This is a genomic window from Streptomyces sp. NPDC044003, assembly GCF_056435185.1.
In genome coordinates this window covers 140,788-147,281 of the sequence record NZ_JBWKFA010000008.1, presented here as the reverse complement: position 1 = coordinate 147,281, position 6,494 = coordinate 140,788, and the positions used below count along the sequence as shown (strand labels likewise).

7 protein-coding genes are annotated in these 6,494 nt (G+C 73.4%); 2 read left to right on the top strand and 5 right to left on the bottom strand.

All coding sequences use genetic code 11. From position 1 onward, the window contains the following. Positions 1–204: 204 nt before the first annotated feature. The 4 genes from AC07AW_RS29010 to AC07AW_RS28995 all read right to left on the bottom strand — a co-directional run bounded on the left by AC07AW_RS29010 (position 205) and on the right by AC07AW_RS28995 (position 4,316). The gene (locus tag AC07AW_RS29010; RefSeq protein WP_478818409.1) at positions 205–930 is read right to left on the bottom strand and encodes a TIGR04222 domain-containing membrane protein; all 726 of its coding nucleotides are present in this window, start codon (positions 928–930) and stop codon (positions 205–207) included. Positions 931–978: 48 nt separating this feature from the next. After that, entirely contained in the window at positions 979–2,031 is a 1,053-nt protein-coding gene (locus AC07AW_RS29005) for a TIGR04222 domain-containing membrane protein (RefSeq protein WP_478818408.1), read from the bottom strand. A gap of 2 nt (positions 2,032–2,033) precedes the next feature. Further along, the gene (locus tag AC07AW_RS29000; protein WP_478818407.1) at positions 2,034–3,422 is read right to left on the bottom strand and encodes an MbnB/TglH/ChrH family RiPP precursor modification enzyme; all 1,389 of its coding nucleotides are present in this window, start codon (positions 3,420–3,422) and stop codon (positions 2,034–2,036) included. A gap of 111 nt (positions 3,423–3,533) precedes the next feature. Further along, on the bottom strand, positions 3,534–4,316 hold the full coding sequence (locus AC07AW_RS28995) for an MBL fold metallo-hydrolase (protein WP_478818406.1): 783 nt from the start codon (positions 4,314–4,316) through the stop codon (positions 3,534–3,536). An 85-nt stretch (positions 4,317–4,401) separates the two neighbouring features. Here AC07AW_RS28995 and AC07AW_RS28990 point away from each other — a divergent pair, with 85 nt between their 5' ends. After that, positions 4,402–5,001, top strand: a complete 600-nt coding sequence (locus AC07AW_RS28990) for a CGNR zinc finger domain-containing protein (RefSeq protein ID WP_478818405.1) — start codon at positions 4,402–4,404, stop codon at positions 4,999–5,001. Between the two features lie 52 nt (positions 5,002–5,053). On the opposite strand, the gene AC07AW_RS28985 is transcribed toward AC07AW_RS28990, so the two are convergent. Further along, positions 5,054–5,737, bottom strand: a complete 684-nt coding sequence (locus AC07AW_RS28985; protein WP_478818404.1) for a peptidyl-tRNA hydrolase — start codon at positions 5,735–5,737, stop codon at positions 5,054–5,056. A gap of 71 nt (positions 5,738–5,808) precedes the next feature. Here AC07AW_RS28985 and AC07AW_RS28980 point away from each other — a divergent pair, with 71 nt between their 5' ends. Further along, the gene (locus AC07AW_RS28980) at positions 5,809–6,486 is read left to right on the top strand and encodes an AIM24 family protein (protein WP_478818403.1); all 678 of its coding nucleotides are present in this window, start codon (positions 5,809–5,811) and stop codon (positions 6,484–6,486) included. Positions 6,487–6,494: the final 8 nt, after the last annotated feature.

Below are 6,494 nucleotides of genomic sequence, written 5' to 3'. Positions count from 1 at the left end.
TGGCCTGACGGCCGTACGAAACCTGGTGGCGCGCCCGGCTCCCGGCCGGGCGCGCCACCCCTTGACCCGGAAGATCAGACGGCGGGCGGCACCATGTGCCCGCCGCTCCAGCGACACCGGGTCCGGCTCCGGGTGCGGCGCGCGTCACGCGCGCCGCACCGGCGTCATTTCCGGGACTTTTTCCCAGGCCCGCAGGGCCGCTTCTCAGGCCTGCAGGGCCGCGCGGAGCTCCGGCTCCAGGACGGCGGGACCGCGGGTCGCGAGAGCCGTGAGCGGATCGTCCGGCGACAGCCCGGAGAGCAGCCGCTGCCCGGCCGGCGACGCCCAGCGGGTATACGGATAGACCTCGATCCCCTCGATCAGCAGGCAGAGCCCCGACCCGACCAGCGGCAGCGCGAAACCGGCGACGACCAGGGCACGCTCGTCACCCGGCACCAGCAGCGCGGCGACCGTCCCGAGCACCAGCGTCAGCAGGAACCCCGCCCGGACCGCCCGCACCCCGGCCGCCATCTCCCGGCGCGCCTCCTCGGACACGGCGAGCCCCCGGTCGACGAGTCCCTCCGCGAGCAGACGTACGGATTCGGCGGCGGCGACCACCGGACGCACGGCGGGAACCGGCGACTGCCCTCCGGGCCCGATGGCGCCGAGGACCGCGCGCTCGAACTCGTCCCCGGCGCCCGCGGCGTCCACGACCGTCGCCCAGCCGGTGCGCGCGAGCAGCAGCCGCCGCGCCCGGTGCATCGACACCAGGGTCAGATCGGTGACCCGGAACGGCCCGCCGGCGAGGTAGGCCGCCTCACACACGGTGAGCTCCTCCGTACCGCCGGACGACCCGTGGGGCCGGGCGGCGGCGAGCGAGGCACGGCAGACCCGCACACAGCCGACACCGGCCACGACGAACGCCACCAGGAGAAGCGGAACCCAGATCATGTCCCGGTTGTACGGGAGGAGCGGCGGGGCCGCCACCCGAATGGCCCCTCAGCTGCTGGAACTGGAGCTGGAGCACGAACTGGAGCTGGAACTCGAACACGAGCTGCCGGAGCTGGAGCCGCAGCTGGAGCTTGAGCAACTTGAGCTTGAGCCGCCGCAGCTGGAGCCGGAGCACGAACTGCCGCCGGAACCGCCGCAGCCCGAGGAACAGGACCCGGTGCCCGAGCAGGAACCACCGCCCCCACCTCCGCAGGAACTGTTGGTCGCGCACCACTCGGTCGCCACGTCCAGGGCGGCCGCGTCCGAGGAGGAGAAGTGCGTCGGCGCGGGCCGCCCGCCACCGCGCCGGTTCCGCCGCGGCGGCGCGGAGATCCGGGCGGCGGTGACCAGCTGCTCCCGGAGCACCGGGTCCGGCAGGGCCCGCAGCCCGTGCAGGGCCACGAGATGACCGGCGTCCGCGAGATGGCCGTGCGCCCTCCCGTACGCGAGGACCGCACGGCGGCCGGCCGAGGTGACCTGCCGGGCGGAGACCGACCCGCACACGATGCCGGTGATCAGGGCGGCGAACAGCACGGGCGCCACCTTGAAGACGAAGGGCAGCCGGAACTCGTGGTCGACGGAGAAGTCGATCACCGTCAGGACGATCGAGACCGGGAACAGGACGAAGGCCGTCAGGATCAGGGTGGTGCACCAGCGGGCCGTGGTCCGCCGCGTCGCCGGGTCGACGACCAGCCGGCGCGCCGCGAGACCGTCGCCGATCTCCTGGACCGCCGGGTGCCGCATCACACTCAACCGCAGGTGGTGCAGGGCCCCGTGCGGGGCGGCGGCGTGCTCCTGGAGGACGGCGCGCTCCACCGGGTCGTGCGTGGTGGGGCGGACGACCGCGACGATGCCGGGGCCGCCGATCGCCAGCCTGCCGTCGGCCTGGAGGGCGGCGAGGGCGGTGTCGACGACGCGGGCCGGGCCGCCGTTGAGGAAGGCGACCTCGTACCGGTCGTGGACCGGCCTGCCGGGACCGCCGCGCGTCCGGACGACCCGGGTGATGACGAGGGCGATGCCGAGGGCGCCCGCGAGATACATGAGCACGACGAGAAGGTTCATGGTCATCTCCGTACGAGGGCGTGGCGGGCGGCCCGTACGAGCCGGGTGGCACGGCCCGGCGGGCGGCTGCCGGAACGGTCCTGCCACCACTCCGTGAGCCGCCGCCGTGCCGCCGGGTCCTCCGGACGCCCGGCGAGCAGCAGGTGCTCGACGAAGTCGAGCGCGTCGCGGCGGTAGCCGCCGGTCATGGGACGGGACCGGGCGTACGCGAGGAACGCGGGCCGGAAGTCCTTGCCGAGGATCTCCGGCAGCTCCGGCGCGACCTTCGCGACGACTCCGGCCCGCTTGGCGGCGAGGGCGCGGCTCTGCACCCCGATCCGGCGGGTGTCGAAGCCTTCGGGGACGGGGGTGCCGGCGACGAGGGCGGAGAGGAGCGCGGCCTGGGTGACGGCCAGGCGTTGGCGGGCGTCTTCTCGCGGTGCGGGCTCCTCCACGAGGGGCGTGCCGCCCGGCATCGGGCCTCCGGAGACCCTCGCGCCGGCGCCGATGAGGAGCGCCGCGTCTCGGGGTGCGGGTACCAGCGGTCGGGCGCCGTGCGCGTGGGCTGTGCCCACCTGTTCCGCCCTTGCGGAACGTATGCCCACAGCGGCGATCGCCTCCAGCTCCGCCGCCAGCTCCTTCTCCGGCGGGAAGTCGTCGTCCCGTTCCAGGAGGACCCCCGGCGGGGACACCCGGGACGTGAGGTCCGACAGGATGCCGAGGACCTCCCGCGGCACCGGGTGGGCGTGGGTGTCGTGCCAGACCCCGTCCCGCTCGACCCCGCCCGCCACGTGCACGTACGCGATGGCCTCGACCGGCAGTTCGGACAGGGCCCGGGCCGGGTCCTCGCCCCGGTTGACGTGGTTGGTGTGCAGGTTGGCGACGTCGATGAGGAGCCGTACCCCCGTACGCTCCACCAGCTCCGCCAGGAACTGTCCCTCCGTCATCTCCTCGCCCGGCCAGGCGATCAGGGCCGCGATGTTCTCCAGGGCGAGCGGTACGGGCAGGGCGTCCTGGGCGATGCGCACGTTCTCGCAGAGCACGTCGAGCGCGTCCCGGGTCCGGGGCACCGGCAGCAGGTGGCCGGCTTCGAGCAGCGGGGTCGCGGTGAGCGGCCCCCCGGCCCGTACGAACGCGATGTGCTCCGTGACCAGCGGCGCCCCCAGGGCGACCGCCTTCTCCCCGAGCGCCGCGAGCCGTGCCGGGTCCGGCCGGTCCGCGCCGCCGAGTCCGAGCGAGACGCCGTGCGGGACGACCGTCACGCCGCGCTCGCGCAGCCGGGTCAGGGAGTCGGGCAGATGGTCGGCGCAGATGTTCTCCGCGACGACCTCCACCCAGTCGACGCCGTGCAGGGCCTCCACCGCCTCAGCGATCTCGGGACGCCAGCCGATGCCGATGCCGAGTTCCGTCATGTCCCCCTCCTTCGGTCCTCAGTCATCCACCTGATGACCCCGGTGGGTACGTTCGAACCCCAGGAGGGGGACGTTCAGAGCTTCATTTGAGGTTGCGCACCCGGGTGGCGCTCACTCGCCCAGGTCCAGGCGGTCGATCAGCCCGGCGTCGGTGAAGGCGGCGACCAGGTCGTCACGGCCCTCGGTGAAGTGCGCCCAGCTGTCGCAGTGGACGGGCACCACCCTGCGGGCGCCGAGGATCGTGGTGGCCTCGACGGCCAGTGCGCTGTCGAGGACGATCAGCGCGCCGTCGAAGAGCTGGGGGAAGCGAGGAGCTCCGGCGAACAGGATGGCGGTGTCCACCTGGCCGAACCGGTCGGCGATCTCCTTGACCGGGCCGAGTGCGGCGTTGTCGCCGCTGACGTAGACGGTGGGCAGGCCCTCCCCGGTCAGGACGAACCCGACGACCTGGCCGGTTACCGGCTCGACCTCCTCTCGGGGGCCGGGCCCGTGGAGGGCCGGGACGCCCGTGACGGTGACGGTGCCGCCGTCGGGGCGGTCCAGTTCGACCTGCTCCCAGTCGGCCAGCCCCCTGGCCCCCGCGCCCAGGCGCTGTCCGCCTCCGGGCGTGGTCAGGGTGAGGGCGACGTCGGCGAGCAGCGCCCGGCCGGACTCGTCGAGGTTGTCGGGGTGTTCGTCGTGCGAGAGGAGGACCACGTCTATCCGGCCGAGGTCGGCCGGCGCGGCGGAGGCGGGCGCGGTCTTCGTCAGCCGGCCGCCCGGGACGGGGTAGTCGCGGGGGCCGTCGAAGGTGGGATCGGTCAGGAAGCGCAGGCCGCCGTACTCGAAGAGCGCGGTCGGGCCGCCGAGGATACGGACGGGGAACTGCTCGGTGGGCATGCTGGTGTCGACCATGAGAACCTCACGAATAGATGGTGGCGTATCCGTGAGGATCATAGGGGGTGACTCACGGATGAAGGCAACCCGTACCATGACAGTCATGAGCGAGACCTCGACCGTCGAATCCGTGCACCCGCCCGCGCCGGGAGCGGAGGACCACCTCGCCCTCGACTTCGTCAACAGCGCCGTCGCGCTGGCGGGAGGGCACTTCGCCGACGCCCTCAGCACCCCGGGCGACGTGAACCGGTGGCTCACCGCACACGGACTCGCGCCGGCCGACGCCGGGGTGCAGGAGATGTGCGTCGCGCAACTGCGCGCCCTGCGCGAACACATCAGGTCCCTGTTCGCCGCCCGCGTCGCCGGGCTGCCCGCTCCGCCCCCGGCGCTCTCCGCCGTCAACGAGGCGCTGAGCGGGGCTCCCGCGGCCGCCCTGCTGTACTGGGACGAGAAGAACGGCCCCTACCGTGCGGCGCTCTGCCCCACCGACGAGATCCTCGCCCGCGCGCTCGCGACGCTCGCGGCCGACGCGGCCGACCTTCTCACCGGTCCCGAAGCCGAGCGCCTCACCGCCTGCGGCTCCGCCCCCTGCAACCGTTACCTGCTGCGCCGCGGACGCCGTCACTGGTGCTCCACCCGCTGCGGCGACCGCGCCCGCGCCGCCCGCGCCTACGCCCGCCGTACCCGACCGGGGGCAGACTGAAGAACCCCGCACCAGATGCCGGTGCGGGGTTCGGGGAGCGGGGACGGCGGAGTCAGGCGAGCTTCGGGAACGCCGACACCACCGTGCACGAGCCCGGGGCGATCTCCGTGAAGCCCGCGTCGCGGACGACCGGGAGGCCGCTCGTCGTCAGGCCCGCCCAGGCCTCCGCCGGCGCGGTCCGCACCGCGAGCGGGAATCCCGCCTCGCGCCAGGCCTTCCGGTCGTCCTCCGCCATCGCCCACCACAGCAGCTGCGCCCCGTGGCCGGCCTGCGCCATCGCCTTGCCCGCCGACATGTCGAGTTCCGGGTTCAGCCACAGCACCGGCGCCCCCTCCGGTACGGGGCCGGGCGCCGCCGGGTCGTCGAGGTCGGTGCCCGACACCTGGAGCTTGGCGAGGTCCTTGGGCCAGCCGTCCAGCGGGACCGGCGGGAAGACCCGTACCTCCGCCTCCGCGCCGGTCACCGTGATGCCCGGCAGCGTGTTCGCACGGCGCCACTCCGCGCCCCGCGCCCGGCGCACCACCTTGCGGATCCGGGCGTCCTGCCAGTCGGTGATCGCCTGCGCCCACTCGCCCTCGCCGAGGGAACGGTCGTCCGTGAGGATCTCCAGGACGGCCCGCGCCGCGGTCTCCAGCGCGTCGGTACGCGCCGGGGGCGCGTCGCGCTCGATCCTGACGACCAGGGGGAGGACGAACTGGGGCTTCTCATCGCGGAGATCGGTCTCGTTGCTGCTCACTCGGCAAGTCTGCCATCGCGTCGAGGAGCGATTCTTGTGGGAATCATCCCTTCCGGGCCAGGATGCCCCTCATGAAGAGCGATCTTTTCGCCAGCGAGCACCTCGCCGAGGCGGCCACCTTCCCGGGCATGACCCTGCAGAACGCCAAGTCGGTGAAGTACACCGTGAACGGCGAGATGCTCGCCCGCCAGGGCTCCATGATCGCCTTCCGGGGCGACCTCCAGTTCGAGCGCAAGGGCCAGGGCATCGGCGGCATGCTCAAGCGGGCCGTCACCGGCGAGGGCCTGGCGCTGATGGCCGTACGGGGCCAGGGCGAGGCCTGGTTCGCGCACGAGGCGCAGAACTGCTTCATCGTGGAGATCGAGCAGGGCGACGCGTTCTCGGTCAACGGCCGCAACGTGCTCTGCTTCGACAACACCCTGCACTACGAGATCAGGACGGTGAAGGGCGCCGGCATCACCGGCGGCGGCCTCTTCAACTCCGTCTTCTCCGGCTACGGCAAGGTCGCCCTGATGTGCGAGGGCAGCCCGATCGTCATCCCCGTCACCCCGGAGGCGCCCGTCTGCGTCGACACGGACGCCGTCGTCGGCTGGAGCGAGCAGCTCCGCACCTCGCTGCACCGCTCGCAGTCCCTCGGCTCGATGCTCCGCGGCGGCTCGGGCGAGGCCGTGCAGCTCAGGCTGGACGGCCAGGGCTTCGTCGTCGTCCGGCCCAGCGAGCTCACCCCGCAGAAGAACTCCTCGAACTGAGGCTGTCG